At 67.1% G+C, this 15,980-nt stretch carries 17 protein-coding genes; 11 read left to right on the forward strand and 6 right to left on the reverse strand.

Features of this window, described 5'->3' with window-relative positions; translation table 11 throughout:
• The first annotated feature begins 35 nt into the window (after positions 1–35).
• The 3 genes from AC3FOF_RS06480 to ftsB all read left to right on the forward strand — a co-directional run bounded on the left by AC3FOF_RS06480 (position 36) and on the right by ftsB (position 2,140).
• Positions 36–326, forward strand: a complete 291-nt coding sequence (locus tag AC3FOF_RS06480) for a DUF1330 domain-containing protein (protein WP_017225196.1) — start codon at positions 36–38, stop codon at positions 324–326.
• Positions 327–427: 101 nt separating this feature from the next.
• On the forward strand, positions 428–1,717 hold the full coding sequence (eno, locus tag AC3FOF_RS06485) for a phosphopyruvate hydratase (RefSeq protein WP_017225195.1): 1,290 nt from the start codon (positions 428–430) through the stop codon (positions 1,715–1,717).
• 81 nt (positions 1,718–1,798) lie between these two features.
• Positions 1,799–2,140, forward strand: a complete 342-nt coding sequence (gene ftsB, locus AC3FOF_RS06490; RefSeq protein ID WP_017225194.1) for a cell division protein FtsB — start codon at positions 1,799–1,801, stop codon at positions 2,138–2,140.
• A gap of 233 nt (positions 2,141–2,373) precedes the next feature.
• Here ftsB and AC3FOF_RS06495 read toward each other — a convergent pair whose 3' ends face one another.
• The 3 genes from AC3FOF_RS06495 to AC3FOF_RS06505 all read right to left on the reverse strand — a co-directional run bounded on the left by AC3FOF_RS06495 (position 2,374) and on the right by AC3FOF_RS06505 (position 4,514).
• Complete coding sequence (locus AC3FOF_RS06495; RefSeq protein WP_488726084.1) at positions 2,374–2,835, reverse strand: hypothetical protein; 462 nt, start codon at positions 2,833–2,835, stop codon at positions 2,374–2,376.
• Positions 2,836–2,921: 86 nt separating this feature from the next.
• Positions 2,922–3,950: an Hsp33 family molecular chaperone HslO gene (gene hslO / locus AC3FOF_RS06500; protein WP_488726085.1), complete on the reverse strand. Its 1,029-nt coding sequence runs from the start codon at positions 3,948–3,950 to the stop codon at positions 2,922–2,924.
• Positions 3,951–3,989: 39 nt separating this feature from the next.
• The gene (locus tag AC3FOF_RS06505) at positions 3,990–4,514 is read right to left on the reverse strand and encodes a gamma carbonic anhydrase family protein (protein ID WP_017230018.1); all 525 of its coding nucleotides are present in this window, start codon (positions 4,512–4,514) and stop codon (positions 3,990–3,992) included.
• 132 nt (positions 4,515–4,646) lie between these two features.
• Here AC3FOF_RS06505 and AC3FOF_RS06510 point away from each other — a divergent pair, with 132 nt between their 5' ends.
• Positions 4,647–5,564, forward strand: coding sequence for a ferritin-like domain-containing protein (locus AC3FOF_RS06510; protein ID WP_430869698.1), 918 nt, complete (start codon positions 4,647–4,649; stop codon positions 5,562–5,564).
• Position 5,565: 1 nt separating this feature from the next.
• On the opposite strand, the gene AC3FOF_RS06515 is transcribed toward AC3FOF_RS06510, so the two are convergent.
• Together AC3FOF_RS06515 and AC3FOF_RS06520 are read right to left on the reverse strand one after the other, a co-directional pair.
• Entirely contained in the window at positions 5,566–5,931 is a 366-nt protein-coding gene (locus AC3FOF_RS06515) for a hypothetical protein (protein WP_488726086.1), read from the reverse strand.
• Positions 5,932–6,531: 600 nt separating this feature from the next.
• A complete protein-coding gene (locus AC3FOF_RS06520) occupies positions 6,532–8,265 on the reverse strand; it encodes an acetate--CoA ligase (protein ID WP_488726087.1) in 1,734 nt (577 codons plus the stop codon).
• 162 nt (positions 8,266–8,427) lie between these two features.
• Between AC3FOF_RS06520 and AC3FOF_RS06525 the strand changes: the two genes are divergently transcribed.
• Positions 8,428–9,321 (forward strand): alpha/beta fold hydrolase, encoded by an 894-nt coding sequence (locus AC3FOF_RS06525; RefSeq protein ID WP_017226132.1) that lies wholly within the window; start codon positions 8,428–8,430, stop codon positions 9,319–9,321.
• A 38-nt stretch (positions 9,322–9,359) separates the two neighbouring features.
• Here AC3FOF_RS06525 and AC3FOF_RS06530 read toward each other — a convergent pair whose 3' ends face one another.
• Positions 9,360–10,487 (reverse strand): NAD(P)/FAD-dependent oxidoreductase, encoded by a 1,128-nt coding sequence (locus AC3FOF_RS06530; protein ID WP_488726088.1) that lies wholly within the window; start codon positions 10,485–10,487, stop codon positions 9,360–9,362.
• A gap of 207 nt (positions 10,488–10,694) precedes the next feature.
• Here AC3FOF_RS06530 and AC3FOF_RS06535 point away from each other — a divergent pair, with 207 nt between their 5' ends.
• From AC3FOF_RS06535 to dapA, 6 genes are all read left to right on the forward strand, one after another.
• Entirely contained in the window at positions 10,695–11,540 is an 846-nt protein-coding gene (locus AC3FOF_RS06535) for a 3',5'-nucleoside bisphosphate phosphatase (protein ID WP_276267358.1), read from the forward strand.
• A 141-nt stretch (positions 11,541–11,681) separates the two neighbouring features.
• A complete protein-coding gene (locus tag AC3FOF_RS06540) occupies positions 11,682–12,305 on the forward strand; it encodes an L-threonylcarbamoyladenylate synthase (RefSeq protein ID WP_017231135.1) in 624 nt (207 codons plus the stop codon).
• 76 nt (positions 12,306–12,381) lie between these two features.
• A complete protein-coding gene (locus AC3FOF_RS06545) occupies positions 12,382–13,047 on the forward strand; it encodes a site-2 protease family protein (RefSeq protein ID WP_488726089.1) in 666 nt (221 codons plus the stop codon).
• Positions 13,048–13,146: 99 nt separating this feature from the next.
• Positions 13,147–14,349 (forward strand): tryptophan--tRNA ligase, encoded by a 1,203-nt coding sequence (locus AC3FOF_RS06550; protein WP_488726090.1) that lies wholly within the window; start codon positions 13,147–13,149, stop codon positions 14,347–14,349.
• A complete protein-coding gene (locus AC3FOF_RS06555; RefSeq protein ID WP_488726091.1) occupies positions 14,346–14,945 on the forward strand; it encodes a class I SAM-dependent methyltransferase in 600 nt (199 codons plus the stop codon). The genes AC3FOF_RS06550 and AC3FOF_RS06555 overlap by 4 nt, the downstream gene beginning before the upstream one ends.
• 150 nt (positions 14,946–15,095) lie before the next feature.
• Positions 15,096–15,980, forward strand: coding sequence for a 4-hydroxy-tetrahydrodipicolinate synthase (dapA, locus tag AC3FOF_RS06560; RefSeq protein ID WP_017225376.1), 885 nt, complete (start codon positions 15,096–15,098; stop codon positions 15,978–15,980).

The raw sequence follows: 15,980 nt of genomic DNA on the forward strand, positions 1-15,980 counted from the left end.
AGAATCGACATCATAAGATCATACGGAGATACGCCATGGCCAGCGGCTATATCATTGCCCACGTCGATGTCACCGATCCCCTGCAGTACGAAGAATACAAGGTGCTCTCCAGCCATGCCATGAAGGTGCATGGCGCCGAGGTACTGGTGCGTGGCGGCAAGACCGGGAAGCTCGAGGGCGATTGGGCTCCCACGCGCGTGGTAGTGCTGAAGTTTCCCAGCTATGAGGCGGCGAAGTCGTTTCACGATAGCGAGGAATACCGCGCCGCGCGCAAGTCCCGCGAGCACGCCGCGCGCATGAGCATGATCGTGGTCGAGGGCGTTTAAGCGCTCCCGCACATCGTGTCGCAGTCGTCGTTGTCCAGGGCCTGGCGCCCGTGCAGTACGCAATTACCAAGCATCAACAGTCCAAGATCCAAGAGGAATCCATGAGTGCAATCGTAGATATCATCGGTCGCGAAGTTCTCGACTCGCGCGGTAACCCGACGGTCGAGTGCGACGTCCTGCTCGAATCCGGCGTGATGGGCCGTGCGGCTGTGCCGTCGGGCGCGTCCACCGGTTCGCGCGAAGCCATCGAGCTGCGCGACGGCGACAAGTCGCGCTATCTTGGCAAGGGCGTGCTGAAGGCGGTCGAGCATATCAACACCGAGATCTCGGAAGCCATCATGGGCCTGGACGCCTCGGAGCAGGCGTTCCTGGACCGCACCCTGATCGACCTCGACGGCACCGATAACAAGGGCCGCCTTGGCGCCAACGCCATGCTGGCCGTGTCGATGGCCGTGGCCAAGGCCGCCGCCGAAGAAGCCGGCCTGCCGCTGTACCGCTACTTCGGCGGTTCGGGCGCGATGCAGATGCCGGTGCCGATGATGAACATCGTCAACGGTGGCGCGCACGCCAACAACAGCCTGGACATCCAGGAATTCATGATCATGCCGGTGTCGCAGACGAGCTTCCGCGAAGCCCTGCGTTGCGGCGCCGAAGTGTTCCACGCGCTCAAGAAGATCCTGGCCGACAAGGGCATGTCCACGGCGGTCGGCGATGAAGGCGGCTTCGCGCCGAACTTCGCTTCGAACGAAGAGTGCCTGAACACCATCGTGCAAGCCATCGAGAAGGCCGGCTACCGTGCCGGCGAAGACGTGCTGCTGGCGCTGGACTGCGCTGCCAGCGAGTTCTACCACGAAGGCGAAGGCCAGTATCAGCTCGAAGGCGAAGGCCTGAAGCTGACCGCGACGCAATTCGCGGACTACCTGGCCAACCTGTGCGACAAGTTCCCGATCGTGTCGATCGAGGACGCCATGGCGGAAGGCGACTGGGACGGCTGGAAGGTGCTGACCGACAAGCTGGGCAAGCGCGTGCAGCTGGTGGGCGACGACCTGTTCGTCACCAACACCAAGATCCTGAAGGAAGGCATCGAGCGCGGCATCGGCAATTCGATCCTGATCAAGATCAACCAGATCGGCACCCTGACCGAAACGTTTGCCGCCATCGAAATGGCCAAGCGCGCCGGCTACACCGCCGTGATCTCGCACCGTTCGGGCGAAACCGAAGACAGCACCATCGCCGACATCGCGGTGGGTACCAACGCCGGCCAGATCAAGACCGGCTCGCTATCGCGCTCGGACCGCATCTCGAAGTACAACCAGCTGCTGCGCATCGAGGAAGATCTCGGTGATATCGCCAGCTACCCGGGCAAGAGCGCGTTCTACAATCTGCGCTAAGCTCGTGTCGTGCGGCTGCCTCGGTCAAGGCCCGGCAGCCGCTGACACCTCTTCTTTTTTCGCTTAAGCGCCAGAATTCCCATGCGCCTCATCTCGCTGCTGCTGTTCGTGTTGTTGCTGGCCATCCAGTATCCGCTTTGGCTGGGCAAGGGCGGCTGGCTGCGCGTATGGGATCTCGACAAGCAGGTGCAGGAACAGACCGCGCGCAACCAGGCGCTCAAGTTGCGCAACGCCAAGCTGGAAGGGGAAGTGAAGGACCTGCAGGACGGCACCGGTGCCATCGAGGAGCGTGCCCGCTACGAGCTGGGCATGGTCAAGGATAGCGAGGTGTTCGTGCAGTTTGTCGCGCCCGCTCCCAAGGTCAGCGCCACGCCGCCGCTGCCGCCCCCGCCGAATTCCCCGGCCGTTACCGGTCACCGCTGACCGCCGCCCGTGCGTGAAAGCGAAGCCATCCTCCCGGCATGGCGACGCGGCGTCGCGGTTCAGTCTCTATTTTCCGTCGTAGGATCCGTCCATCTCCGCTGTCCCCTGGCGGGACGGATGCCGTGCGTCCGCGGGCATGGCCGGCTCTTTGCGTGTGCCAGGGGTGGCTGGCCGCCTGGCCATTGCGCCCGGCGCATCGCACTGCCGGATCAGCGCATCAGCGGGTTACCGGCTCACCACCAGTAGGGGTACCCACCCCAGCCCCAGTACCCCGGGCTGCCTACGCCGATTCCACCACCCCAGCGCCCGCGTCCCCAGCCGCCGTAATACACATTCCAGGTGGGGCCGGGGTAGGGATAGGCATAGGGCACGGCCCGCGCGAAGGCCTCGGCTTGCTGCTGGCGGGCAATGGCGGCGTCCTGGTCGCGCAATACCTGGCGGTTGAGAGCGTCGATCTTCCGGCTTTCCTCGGGCGTGATGGGGGCGGGAGGCACGCCGGCGGGCGCCAGGCGCGCCGTTGGCGGCGAGCCGTTGATATCGCGCGGCAGCTGCGCACAGCCTGCGCCGGCCAGCAGGGCGCCGAGCAGCAGGGCGCCGAGCAGCAGGGCGCCGAGCAGGCCTCTTGCGCGGGCGGGGACTTGCGCCAGCCGTGCCCGCGCATCGGCCGGAAGCAGGTTCGAGGGCGAAGCGGACATGATGATCCCCTGACTCTGTTGTGTGGCTGACACTTGGACCGCGACGGGTGGCGCAAAGGTTCCGCCGGCGGCTGCGCCGCCGCCGTTCAGTGCTGCTGGCTGGCGCCGTCGCCCGCGCCGGTAGCCACCGGGGCCGGCGCGAACAGCTGCGCGCAATCGACCGGATCGAAGTGGTATTGCTGGCCGCAGAAATCGCACTGGATCTCCACTTCGCCGCGCTCCACCAGGATGTCCTCGATTTCCACGCGGCCCAGGTTCTGCAGCATGGCGCCCACCTTGGTGCGCGAGCACGAGCAGTTGAAGTGCGGAGTGAGCGGCTCGAACACGCGCAGGCCGGTGGCTTCCAGGTCCTCCCAGAACAGGCGGCGCAGCAACGTATCGGGCGTCTCCGCCAGCAGTTCCTCGTCCTTCAGCGTGGCGCCAAGCTGGCAGGCGCGGTCCCAGGTGTCGAGGTCCTGTGCGCGGCCGCTGCCGGCCAGCGGGGCGCCGGTTTCACCGACTTCCGCGGGGGCGCGGCCGGCATGGCCTTCGAGCGTGCCGCCGTAGGAGGGCAGCTTCTGCAGCAGCATCCCGGCGGCGACCTGGTCGTCGGCGGCCAGCCACAACCGCGTGTCGAGCTGCTCGGAGGCCTGCATATAGTGTTCAAGCACGGCGGTCATGGATGCCATCGGGCCATGCGCGTCGGCCAGCGGCACGATGCTCTGGTACGGCTGCTGACCCGGCAGCTTGTCCTGCGGGTCCAGCGTGATGGCGAAGCGGCCATGGCCATTGACGTTGACAAGATCCGCCAGGGTGGCGTTGTCGGCGAATGCGACGCCTTCGGCCAGCTTGGCGGTGGCCCGCATCGACAGGTCGGACAGGCACTCGACCACCAGCATGCGCACCGGGCCGTCGCCGTGCACTTGCATCACCAGGGCGCCATTGAACTTCAGGTTGGCGGAAAGCAGCGCGGCGGCCGACATCATCTCGCCCAGCAGCCGGCGCACCGGCGCGGGGTAATGATTGCGGCGCAGCACTTCCTGCCAGGTGGCTTGCATGCGCACCAGTTCGCCGCGCACGGGGGCCGCGTCGAACAGGAACTTCTGCAGGGTGTCGGGGGTGGTGGTGTCAGTCACGATAATCCGTCGGTAAATCGGCGCAGGCGTCGCTGCGCCTCAGTCGATGCGTTTGAGTTGCGTCTTGTACATGGCCTGGCGCGTGGCGTAGGTCTCGGCGTTGCGGTACAGGTTGGCCACGTCCTGCTCGGTCAGCTCGCGTACCACCTTGGCAGGGGCGCCCAGGATCAGCGAGCGGTCCGGGAACACCTTGCCTTCCGTGACCACGGCGCCGGCGCCTACCAGGCATTCCTTGCCGATCACGGCCCGGTTGAGGATCACCGCCTGGATGCCGATCAGCGAGCCTTCGCCGACGGTGCAGCCGTGCAGCATGGCCTGGTGGCCGATCGATACCTTGTCGCCAATGGTCAGCGGGCAGCCCGGATCGGTATGGAGCACGGTGCCTTCCTGCACATTGCTGGACTCGCCTACCACGATCGGTTCGTTGTCACCCCGGATCACCACGCCCGGCCATGCGCTGGCACGTGCCTTGAGCGTCACGTTGCCGATGATGGTCGCTTCCGGCGCCACGTAGGCATCCGGATCGATGGTTGGGGCGATATCGCCGAGCTGGTAAAGCGCCATGAGGTCTCCTGCACAAGTTCGTATGCGTATATGGGGTTTGCCGCCGGGCTTTAAAGGGAGGTGGCGGGGCGGCGCCGTCTGCGCTGCCTGCCGCGCCCCTACAATGGCGGCAACCCGGATTTTACGCCGCTTATGCCAGCAAACCTACCCGATGCCGCGCCCGTGGGCGCTCCCGATTCCGATCCCGGCGGTATGCCGCTTGATACACATGGCGCCGCGCCAGGGCTGGCAGCGCCAACCCTGCGCCGCCAGGCGCTTGCCATCCTGTGCGTGAACGATGCCGGGGAGAAGGCCGCCGCCACGCGCAGGATGCGGCAGGCGGCCGATGCCATGGCGGCGCAGGCCATTGGCATTGGTATCGAAGAGTCCCTGCACGCCGGACTGCCGCTGCCCGGCCGGCCGCTGCTGCCTGAGCTGGTGCCGCCGCAGCGGGTGGAGCGGCGCCGCTCCATCCATACGCCTGCGGGCCGTTGCGCGCTGATCCATGCGCTCGCGCATATCGAATTCAATGCCATCAACCTCGCGCTGGATGCGATCTGGCGTTTCGCCGGGATGCCGGTGGCGTTCTATCTTGACTGGTTGCGCGTAGCCGACGAAGAGGCGCTGCATTTCACGCTGCTGGCGCAGCACCTGGCCACGCTGGGCGCGCGCTATGGCGACTTTCCTGCCCACAACAGCCTTTGGGAAATGGCCGACAAGACCGCCGGCGACGTGCTGGCGCGCATGGCGCTGGTGCCGCGCACGCTCGAGGCGCGCGGGCTGGACGCCTCGCCGCCGGTGCGGGCCAAGCTCGCCGCCGCAGGCGATCACGAGGCCGCCGCCATTATCGACGTCATCCTGCGCGACGAGGTCGGCCACGTCGCCATCGGCAACCACTGGTACCGCTGGCTATGCGCTGCGCGCGGCCTGGACCCCGTCGCTACCTACGCCGAACTGGCTGAGCGCTACCAGGCGCCGCGCCTGCGCCCGCCATTCAACCTGGCGGCGCGGCGGGCGGCGGGTTTCGCCGAGGACGAGCTGGCGTGGCTGGACGCGCAGGCCGGTCAGTAGGTCAGTAGTATTCGGCAACGATGATGTAGCCCTGCTGGCTGCTGCCGGGATTGGCGCTGTTGACGAGTCGTACCGTCTGAACCGACGCGCGCGCGCTCTTCAGCATCGCCGTGCGGCCGGGCAGCAGCGGTAGCGCGGCGAATTCCGCGGGATTGGTGCCGTTGGGCGGGCAGCTTAGCGAGGCCGTGCCGCCGGTGCCGGCCTGCGTTGCACAGGTTGGTACGACGATGGCGCCGTGGAAAACGATGACACCGCCCGCGGCCCACCCCGGTGCCGATAGAGATAGCAAGGCACTCGCCAGTGCCAGCCGCACGCCGCGTGCGAGCTTGTTGGGGGTGGAGTGACCGGTGCGTGAATGCGTGCTCATCGTAATCCCCTGTAGGTCAGTGAGTTGGAGCGCATTGAGAAATTTCCCTGCGCTCTTTAGGAATTTTATTTTTCGGATTAGGAAAAACAATCGAGATAAGCAGAATTTTCTTGCACCTATTTTTAGTATATTGTGCTAGGTCGTCGTGCAAGAAATGCGGAAATAATTCGGATTTCCGAGGGTGAGGATTAAGAATATTCCTATATATGGCGGCCAGGCGATCGCCGGTGCGATGCCTTATATTTAGGAATATTCTTATAAATTCCTCTGGAATACCGAGGCTGAAGTAGAAGACCCGCATGGGTAATTCCCGTGACCAGTGCGTTATCCTGATTTCCGAATGGGGCAGCGGTGCGCGATGCGCTTCGCATGCTCTCTTTAACGTCTGGTCTGGCGAATACTTGACCCCCGGGGGACGGGGGTGCGGCAGGGCCGGAATGGCTCCTGCGGTCGGCGTGGGCCCGCCTCAGCCGGGCGGGCGGTGTTGGGATATATGCGGGAGGAACGGCGCCGGCGCGGCAGGCCCATCCGGCGCGGGCCGCCGGGCCCGATGAAACAGGCTGCCAGCGCCGGACAGGCACCCGTGGGTGCCGGCAAATGCTACCGGCGTGCCGCCGCGCCGCGGGTGGCTTCCATCTCGCGCAGCACGCGCCGCTGGATCTTGCCGGTGGTGGTCATCGGCAACTGCTCGATGAACTCGATGGCTTTGGGATACTCATAAGGCGCGAGCTGGCCGCGCACGTGCTGCTGCAGTTCGGCGACCAGCGCCGCGTCGGCCTGGGCCGAGCGCGCGACGGATGGCACCAGCACGATGAAGGCCTTGATCACGGCGCCGCGCTCCGGATCCGGTGACGGCACTACGGCGCAGTTCGATACCGCGGGATGCCTGAGCAGGCAACTCTCGATCTCGCTCGGGCCGATGCGATAACCCGACGACTTGAAGACATCGTCCGCGCGGCCCTGGTACCACAGGTAGCCGTCATGGTCGACGCGCGCCAGGTCGCCGGTGCGGCACCAGCGCAGGCCGTCGCGTTCCACGTACTTGCCTGCGGTGGCTTGCTCGTTGCGCCAGTAGCCGAGGAAGAACACCGGGTCCGGGTGGCCATGGCGGTCAGTGCCGCAGACGGCGATCTCGCCATCCTCGCCCGGTGCGCAAGGGTTGCCTTCCTCGTCGATCACCGCCAGGCGGTGACCGGGATAGGGGCGGCCCATCGAACCCGGGCGCGCCGGCCAGCCGAGCCGGCCGTCGTCGTTCTGCGCGGCGCAGTTGCCCACGATGTAGTTGATCTCGGTCTGGCCGAACATTTCATTGACGACCACGCCGAGCGCTTCGCGGCACCAGTCGAACACCGTTTCCCCGACCGCTTCGCCCGCGCTCATCAGTGCCCGCAGATGCAACTGGTAGCGCTCGCGCGGCGCGGGGCAGGCCTTCATCATCTGCTTGAGCGCAGTAGGGAACAGGAAGGTATTGGTGACACGATAGCGCTCCAGCAGTGCGAAGGCGACCTGCGCCGAGAAGCGGCCCTGGTAGCCCACGATGGGTTTGCCAAAATACAGCGCGGGCATCAGGGCATCCCACAGCCCGCCGGTCCAGGCCCAGTCGGCCGGGCTCCAGAACACGTCGTCCGCCTGCGGGAACCAGTTCTGCGAGCAGACGAAGCCGGGCAGGTTGCCGATCAGCGCGCGGTGCGGGAGCAGGGCGCCCTTGGGCGGCCCCGTGGTGCCGCTGGTGTAGATCAGCACCGCGGCCTCGTCGGCCTTGGTCCGCACGGCGGTGAACGCCGGCAGTTCGGCGGCCAGCATGGCGTCCCAGTCATGCTCGGCGCGTCCGACCGCCGCACCGACACCGATCACCGTGGCCAGGGCAGGGCATTCCCCGCGCGCAGCCAGCACATTGTCGATCGCGCTCTCGTCGGCAATCGCCACGCAGGCTTCGCTATGCTGGAAACGGTAGGCCAGCGCTTCGGGCCCGAACAGCATCGACAAGGGCATGGCGATGGCGCCGAGCTGGTAGATCGCCATATGGGCAATGACCGTCTCGATGCGCTGGGGCATGACGATGCCGACGCGGTCGCCGCGCGCCACGCCCAGCGCGCGCAAGGCCCGAGACAGGCGGTCCGCTTCAGCCTGGATATGGGCGTAGCTGTAGCTGGCGCGGCGTCCGTCCTCGTGTTCGGTGTGGACCGCTACCCGGTTGGCGCTGGCGGGGTCGCGCGCCCAGCGGCCGCAGCATGCCTGCGCCAGGTTGAAGTGTTCGGGGATGTGCCACTGAAAACTGTCGTAGAGCGCGAGGTAGTCGTCGCGCCGGCTTGCGGGCAGGACGGGTGCGGCCATGCTGGGTCTCCTGGATTGCGCTGCGCTTGGCGGGGATGCGTGCCGGGCTGGCTTGCCGCTATAATCCTCGCAAACGAACGATCGTTCTATTTTTGGGCTTCCCCGTTGCCGCGGGAGAAGGCGTCCGCCACGAAAAGCAAAAAGGCACCCCGGGGAGACACCATGACAATCAGAGAAACCTCGCGCTCGGAATTTATCACGTTGCGCGGCCTCAAGATGCACGTACGCCACTGGGGCGAGGCCGGCGCGCCCAGATTGTTCCTGCTGCATGGCTGGATGGATGTGGCGGCATCGTTCCAGTTCATGGTGGACGCCCTGGAGCGCGACTGGCACGTGATCGCGCCGGACTGGCGCGGCTTCGGCCTGACCGGCTGGCCCACCCGCTATCCCGGCACCGAGTCCTACTGGTTCGCCGATTATGTGGCCGACCTCGAAGCCGTGCTCGATCACTACCAGCCGGACCAGCCGGTGAACCTGGTGGGGCATAGCATGGGCGCCAATGTCGCCTGCATCTATGCCGGCGTCCGCCCCGGACGGGTGCGCCGCGTGGTCGATCTCGAAGGGTTCGGCATGACCGCCACCCGTGCCGAGCAGGCGCCTGGCCGGTATGCGCGCTGGCTGGACGAACTGCGCCAGCATCAGCCGCTGAAGACCTACGACAGCGTGGAAGCGGTGGCGGCGCGGCTGCAGAAGACCAATCCGCGCCTGCCCGACGACCGCGCCGCGTTCCTGGCCGGGCACTGGTCGAGCCGCAATGCGCAAGGCCGCTGGGAAATCCTCGGCGATCCGGCGCACAAGATGATCAACCCGGTGTTGTACCGGCTCGACGAAGTGATGGCGATCTGGGCCGAGGCCACCGCGCCGGTGCTGCACGTGGAAGCGCGCGACTCGGCTACGCTCGGCCATATCGCGCGGCAGCAGCCGCTGGACGAATTCAAGCAGCGCTTCAGGGCCTTCCGCGATTTTCGCGAAGCGATCGTCGACGACGCCGGCCATATGCTGCATCACGACCAGCCGAAGGTGGTGGCCGGCCTGGTCGAGGCGTTCTGCGCGTGATGCCGCGCCGCAGGGCGCTGGCTGGCCCCGGGCGCCGTTCAGGCGTGCGTCAGCTTTTCCTTGAGCGTGGCGTTGTTGCTGGTGTGCACGTGCACCAGCGCTTTTTCCGGGAAGGCGTAGTGATAGGCGCGGCGCAGCGCCAGCGCGGCCTCGTGGAAGCCGGACAGGATCAGTTTCTGCTTGTTGGTGTAGAACGCGATATCGCCGGCGGCGAAGATGCCGCGCCGGGAGCTTTCGTAGGTGCTGGTGTCCACCAGGATGCGGCCGGCGCGCATGTCGAGATCCCAGTGGGCGATAGGGCCCGGCTCGGAGACCAGGCCGTACAGCGCAATCAGCTCATCGGCCGGCAGGCTCACGGTATCGTCGCGGGTGCGGATATCGACGCCGGCCAGGGTTTCGCCTTCGGTCTTGAGCGCGCCCAGCATGCCCACCACGAAGTCCATCTCGCCGGCGGCCACCGCGGCGCGCATTTCGGCGACCGTGCCATCGGCCGCGCGGAAGCCTTCCCGGCGGTGGACCAGGGTCACGCGCGCAGCGGTCTTGCGCAGCGCCAGCGCCCAGTCCAGCGCGGAGTCGCCGCCGCCGGCAACCACCACGCGCTTGCCGGCGAAGCGCGCGGTGTCGCGCACGGCGTAATGCAGGTGGCGGTCCTCCAGCGCGGCCGCCTCGGGCAGCGCCACGCGTTGCGGGGCAAAGGCACCGGCGCCGGCGCAGATCAGCACCGCGGCCACGTCGAAGCGCTTGCCGGTGTCGGTGGTGACCAGCAGGCGGTGCGCATGTTCATGGCCGGGCGTGTGCTCCGCGGCCGGCATGGCCGCAACCTCGGCCAGCCCGTTGGCGCGCTCGTTGAAGTGCATCGGAAACGCGAACGGCGCGCACTGCTCGAGCAGGCGGTCGACCAGGTCCTGGGCCAGGCAGCCGGGTACCGCGGGGATGTCGTAGATCGGCTTTTCCGGATAGAGCTCGGTGCACTGGCCTCCCGCGCGGTCCAGCACGTCGATCAGCTCGCATTTGAGCCCCAGCACGCCCGCCTGGAAGGCGGCGAACAGGCCTACCGGGCCGGCGCCGATGATCAGGACGTCGGTGCGGATGACGGGGGGGCGTGTGCTGCCGTCGGCATGATGGCAGGAGTCGGGCGTGGCGGAGGCGGTGGCGTGGGTCGGCATGGGTGGGCAGGCGGCGCGCACGGCGCGCTGCCAGGCAGGAGGATCGTCAGGCCCCAACTATACCGCGCGGCCCGGCGCGGCCCGCCTACGCCAGCGTTGGCGGCAGGGCTATCGGCCCGTCCGGGGGGGCGCGTTGCGTGGTCCTGCCCACGTAACGCGCCCTGGCGCGGGATTAACGCGGAAGTGGCGCGAGAGTAGAATAGCCGCATGCAAAACCCACACGCAATCAACGCAGATCTGCATTGTCACTCCACGGTATCCGATGGCATGTTGCCGCCGCGCGACGTGGCGGCGCGCGCGCATGCCGGCGGCGTGGCTTTCTGGGCGCTGACCGACCACGACGAGGTCGGCGGCCAGGCAGAGGCATGCGCCGCCGCCGAGGCGCTCGGCATGCGCTATGTGCCCGGGGTGGAAATATCCGTGACGTGGGCAGGCCAGACCGTGCACATCGTCGGCCTGCAGATCGATCCCGCCTGTCCGGCCCTGGTCCAGGGGCTGGCGGCCACGCGTTCCGGCCGGGCCGCGCGGGCGCAGGATATCGGCGAAGCGCTGGCGGCGGTCGGTATCGAGGGCGCCTATGAGGGCGCGCTGCGCTATGTCGGCAATCCCGACCTGATCTCCCGTACCCATTTCGCGCGCTGGCTGGTGGATCAGGGGCGCTGCAAGACCATCGGCGACGTGTTCGGCGAGTATCTCGGCGAGGGCCGTCCGGGCTACGTCGGTCACCGCTGGGCCAGGCTGTCCGACGCCATAGGCTGGATCCGCGCCGCCGGCGGGATTCCGGTGATGGCCCACCCGGGGCGCTACAACTACACCCAGGTCCAGCACGATGCGCTGTTCGACGAGTTCAAGCAGCTCGGCGGGGCCGCGGTCGAGGTGGTGACCGGCAGCCACACGCCGGACCAGTACCGCCGCTACGTCGACGTCGCGCATCATTACGGCCTGCTGGGCTCGCGGGGGTCGGATTTCCACGGGCCGGGCGAGGGGCGCGTCGAGCTGGGCTCGCTGCCGCCGCTGCCGTCCTCCGTTACGCCGGTCTGGCATGACTGGTAAGCCGCGGCGGCCATCGGCCGCCTGGCGCCGCACCGGCCCGAACCCGCCATGCGCTCCCTTCGCATCTCTCCTTCGCAGAGCCAGCCCGGATTGCGCGCGGTGCTTGCGCCCGGGTTGCGCCCATTCGCCCCTAGACTGCCCATGTCCCAATATTTCGAAATCCATCCGCTCAACCCGCAAGCGCGCCTGACCAAGCAGGCCGCCCAGATCATCGGGCAGGGCGGATTGATTGCCCTGCCGACCGATTCCAGCTACGCGCTGGCCTGCCGGCTTGACGACAAGGCCGCGGTGGAGCGGCTGCGCCGGATGCGCGGCATCGACGACAAGCACCATCTGACGCTGATGTGCAGCGATCTGTCCGAGCTCGGCAACTTCGCACGGGTCGACAATCGCCAGTACCGCTGGCTCAAGGGCGCCACGCCAGGCCCCTACGTTTTCATTCTCGAAGCCACCAAGGAAGTGCCGCGCCGGCTCTCGCATCCCGCCCGCAAGACCATCGGGGTGCGCGTGCCCGACCATCCCATCCCGCTGGCGCTGCTGGCCGAGGTGGGCGAGCCGCTGATCTCGGCCACGCTGCAGCTGCCCGGCGACGAAGCCCCGCTCAACGAGCCGGAAGTGATTCGTGCCAGGCTTGAAAAGCTGCTGGATCTGGTCATCTGCGGTGGGCCCGCGCCGGCGCAGCCCACTACCGTGATCGACCTCACCAGCGGCGAGCCGGAACTGGTGCGGCAGGGGCGGGGCGACATCGAGCGCTTCGGCCTTTGATGCCCACCTGCCATCGCCCTGCCGCGCCGGCCCGACGGTATCCGCGGCGTTCCGCGTCCCCGGTACAATAGCGCCCATGGATTCCTCACTGATTCAGACCCTCGCGGTCTATGCCTTGCCGGTCCTGTTCGCCATTACGCTGCACGAGGCCGCGCACGGCTATGTGGCCAAGCTGTTCGGCGACAACACCGCCTATGCGATGGGCCGCGTCAGCCTCAACCCGGCGCGCCATATCGATCCCATTGGTACCATCGCGGTGCCGCTGCTGCTCTATTTCATGACCAGCGGCCAGTTCGTGTTCGGCTACGCCAAGCCGGTTCCGGTCGCCTTCGACCACCTGCGCAACCCGCGCTGGCATGGCATGTGGGTGGCGCTGGCGGGCCCCGGCAGCAATGTGCTGCAGGCCTTCCTGTGGGCCCTGATGGCGATCGGCCTGGTGCTGGGCCAGGTGCAGGAGCCGTTTTTCAGCCAGATGGCGCGCGCCGGCGTGCTGGTCAACCTGGTGATGGCCGCCTTCAACCTGTTCCCCGTGCCGCCGCTCGACGGCGGCCGTGTGCTGACCGCGCTGTTGCCGCGGCGGATCGCGTTTGCGGTCTCGCGTATCGAGCCCTATGGCATCTTCGTGGTGCTGGCGCTGGTAGCCGCCGGCGTGATCACCAAGGTGTGGATGCAGCCGGTGATGGCGGCATTGAGCAGCCTGCTGCAATTGATGCTGCAGCCCATCCTGCTGCTGGTGCGGTAAGCAGCAGCCCCGGCCGCCGCGCCTGCAGCGATGCCGAAGACCGAACCACGAATACGAGTGCCAAGTACCACGTATCGCTTCCCATAAATACAGACAGACATGTTCCCCGACCGCGTTCTCTCCGGCATGCGTCCCACCGGCGCCTTGCACCTGGGTCACTATCACGGCGTACTGAAAAACTGGGTCCAGCTGCAAGCCGAGTATCCGTGCTTCTTCTTCGTGGCCGACTGGCATGCGCTGACCACGCACTACGAATCGCCGGAAGTGATCGGCGAGTCGGTGTGGGAGATGCTGATCGACTGGCTCGCCGCCGGCGTCGACCCCGAGCGTGCCACGCTGTTCATCCAGAGCCGCGTGCCTGAGCATGCGGAGCTGTTCCTGCTGCTGTCCATGGGCACGCCGCTGGGCTGGCTGGAGCGGGTCCCGACCTACAAGGACCAGATCGAGAAGCTCAAGGACAAGGATCTTTCCACCTACGGCTTCCTCGGCTATCCGCTGCTGCAGGCAGCCGACATCCTGATCTACCGCGCCGGCCGCGTGCCGGTGGGCGAAGACCAGGTGCCGCATGTGGAGATCACGCGCGAGATCGCGCGCCGCTTCAACTATCTCTACGGTCGCCAGCCGGGTTTCGAGGAACGGGCGCAGGAAGCCGCCAGAAGGCTGGGCGGCAAGCGCGGCAAGTCCTTCCTCGAGTTGCGCAAGGCATACCAGGAGCAGGGCACGGAAGCGGCGCTGGAGGAGGGCCGGGCCCTGGTTGCGCAGTCGCAGAGCCTGTCCGGCGACGATCGCGAGCTGCTGCTGGGCTACCTGGCCGGTTCGCGCAAGACCATCCTGGTGGAGCCGCAGGCGCTGCTGACCGCGGCCTCCCGGATGCCGGGGCTGGACGGCCAGAAGATGTCCAAGTCCTACGGCAATACCATCCGCATGCGCGAGGACCGGGCATCGGTAGAGAAGAAGGTGCGCACCATGCCGACCGACCCTGCCCGCGTGCGCCGCACCGACGCCGGCGAGCCGGCGCGTTGCCCGGTGTGGCAACTGCACCAGGTTTATTCGGACGCGCCCACGCGCGAGTGGGCCGAGAAGGGTTGCCGCAGCGCCGGCATCGGCTGCATCGAATGCAAGCAGCCGGTGATCGAGGGCATCCTGCGCGAGCAGCAGCCCATGCTCGAGCGGGCGCAGAAATACATGGATGATCCCGCGTTGCTGCGCGCCATCGTCGCGCACGGATGCGACAAGGCCGGCGCGGCGGCGCGCGAGACCATGCGCGAAGTGCGTGCCGTGATGGGCCTGGGATACCAATGAGCACGCCGGGCACGATGCGTGCGGCGCCCACGCACGCGTCCCTGGGCGCGCCGTCGCCGTGGGTGACTCGCTGGGCACATCTGGTGCGCCCGGGCGGCCGGGTGCTCGACCTGGCCTGCGGCAGTGGCCGCCATGCCGCCTGGTTCGCGGGCCGCGGCCATGCCGTGCTGGGCGTGGATCGCGATGGCGCGGCGCTGGCTACCTTGCCTGCCGGCGTTGCCACCCGCTTGGCCGACCTGGAGCAGGGCGCCTGGCCATTGGCGGGCGAGCCGCCCTTCGATGCCATCGTGGTGACCAATTATCTGCACCGGCCGCTATGGCCGTACCTGCTCGGCGCGCTGGCGCCGGGCGGCGTACTGCTCTATGAAACCTTCTCCGCCGGCAACGAGACCGTGGGCAAGCCTTCGAACCCGGATTTCCTGCTGCGGCCGGGAGAACTGCTGGAGGCGGTGCGCGGCAGCCTGCGCGTGGTAGCCTACGAAGATGGTGTGCTCGAAGTGCCTAAAGCTGCCTTTGTACAGCGGCTTTGCGCTGTGCGGGAGGCCGATGGAAAAACGGGTGGCCAAGCGCCGCCGCGTTATCCTTTGCCTGGCTGAAGTGCTGCGCGGGCGATTTGCCCGCCGGGTCGGCGGGACCTGGGCTTCACGCATTGAACTGCCTTGGGTTTTCCCCGGTCGAAGGTGCGGTCGGCAGGCCCGAGGTATCCGGTACAATCGCGGTATTCGTTTCTCGAATTCTCAAACGTTATGACACAGATTAACGGCAGCATCGTCGCTATCGTGACGCCGATGCAGGAAGATGGCAGCCTGGATTTCCCCGCGCTGCGCGCCCTGGTCGACTGGCACGTGGCCGAGGGCACCGATGGCATCGTGATCGTCGGCACCACCGGCGAATCGCCCACCGTGACGGTGGATGAGCATTGCGAACTGATCCGCGTCGCCGTGGAACAGGCCGACAAGCGCATTCCGATCATCGCCGGCACCGGTGGCAACTCGACCAAGGAAGCGATCGAGCTGACCGCGTTCGCCAGGCAGGTCGGCGCCGACGCATCGCTGCAGGTCGTGCCTTACTACAACAAGCCGACCCAGGAAGGCATGTACCGCCATTTCCGCACCATCGCGGAAGCCGTGGACCTGCCCGTGGTGCTGTACAACGTGCCCGGCCGTACCGTGGCCGATATGCAGCACGACACCATCCTGCGCCTGGCGCAGGTGCCTGGCATCGTTGGCGTCAAGGAAGCGACCGGCAATATCGACCGCGCCGCGCAGCTGATCAAGGATGCGCCGGAAGGCTTCGCCATCTACAGTGGCGACGATCCCACCGCGATTGCCCTGATGCTGCTGGGCGGTCACGGCAATATCTCGGTCACGGCCAACGTGGCGCCGCGCAAGATGCACGAACTGTGCGTGGCTGCCCTGAAGGGCGACGCTATCACCGCGCGTCGCATCCATATGGAACTGGTTGCGCTGAACAAGGCGATGTTCGTCGAGGCCAACCCGATTCCCGTCAAGTGGGCGCTCCAGCAAATGGGCAAGATGCAGGGCGGTATCCGCCTCCCGCTCACCCCGCTGTCAACGGAATACCACGAAGCGGTGCGCAAGGCGCTGTCGGCGGCCGGCCTGCTCGGCTGA

The sequence above is a fragment of the Cupriavidus sp. 96C5-1 genome, assembly GCF_057798855.1.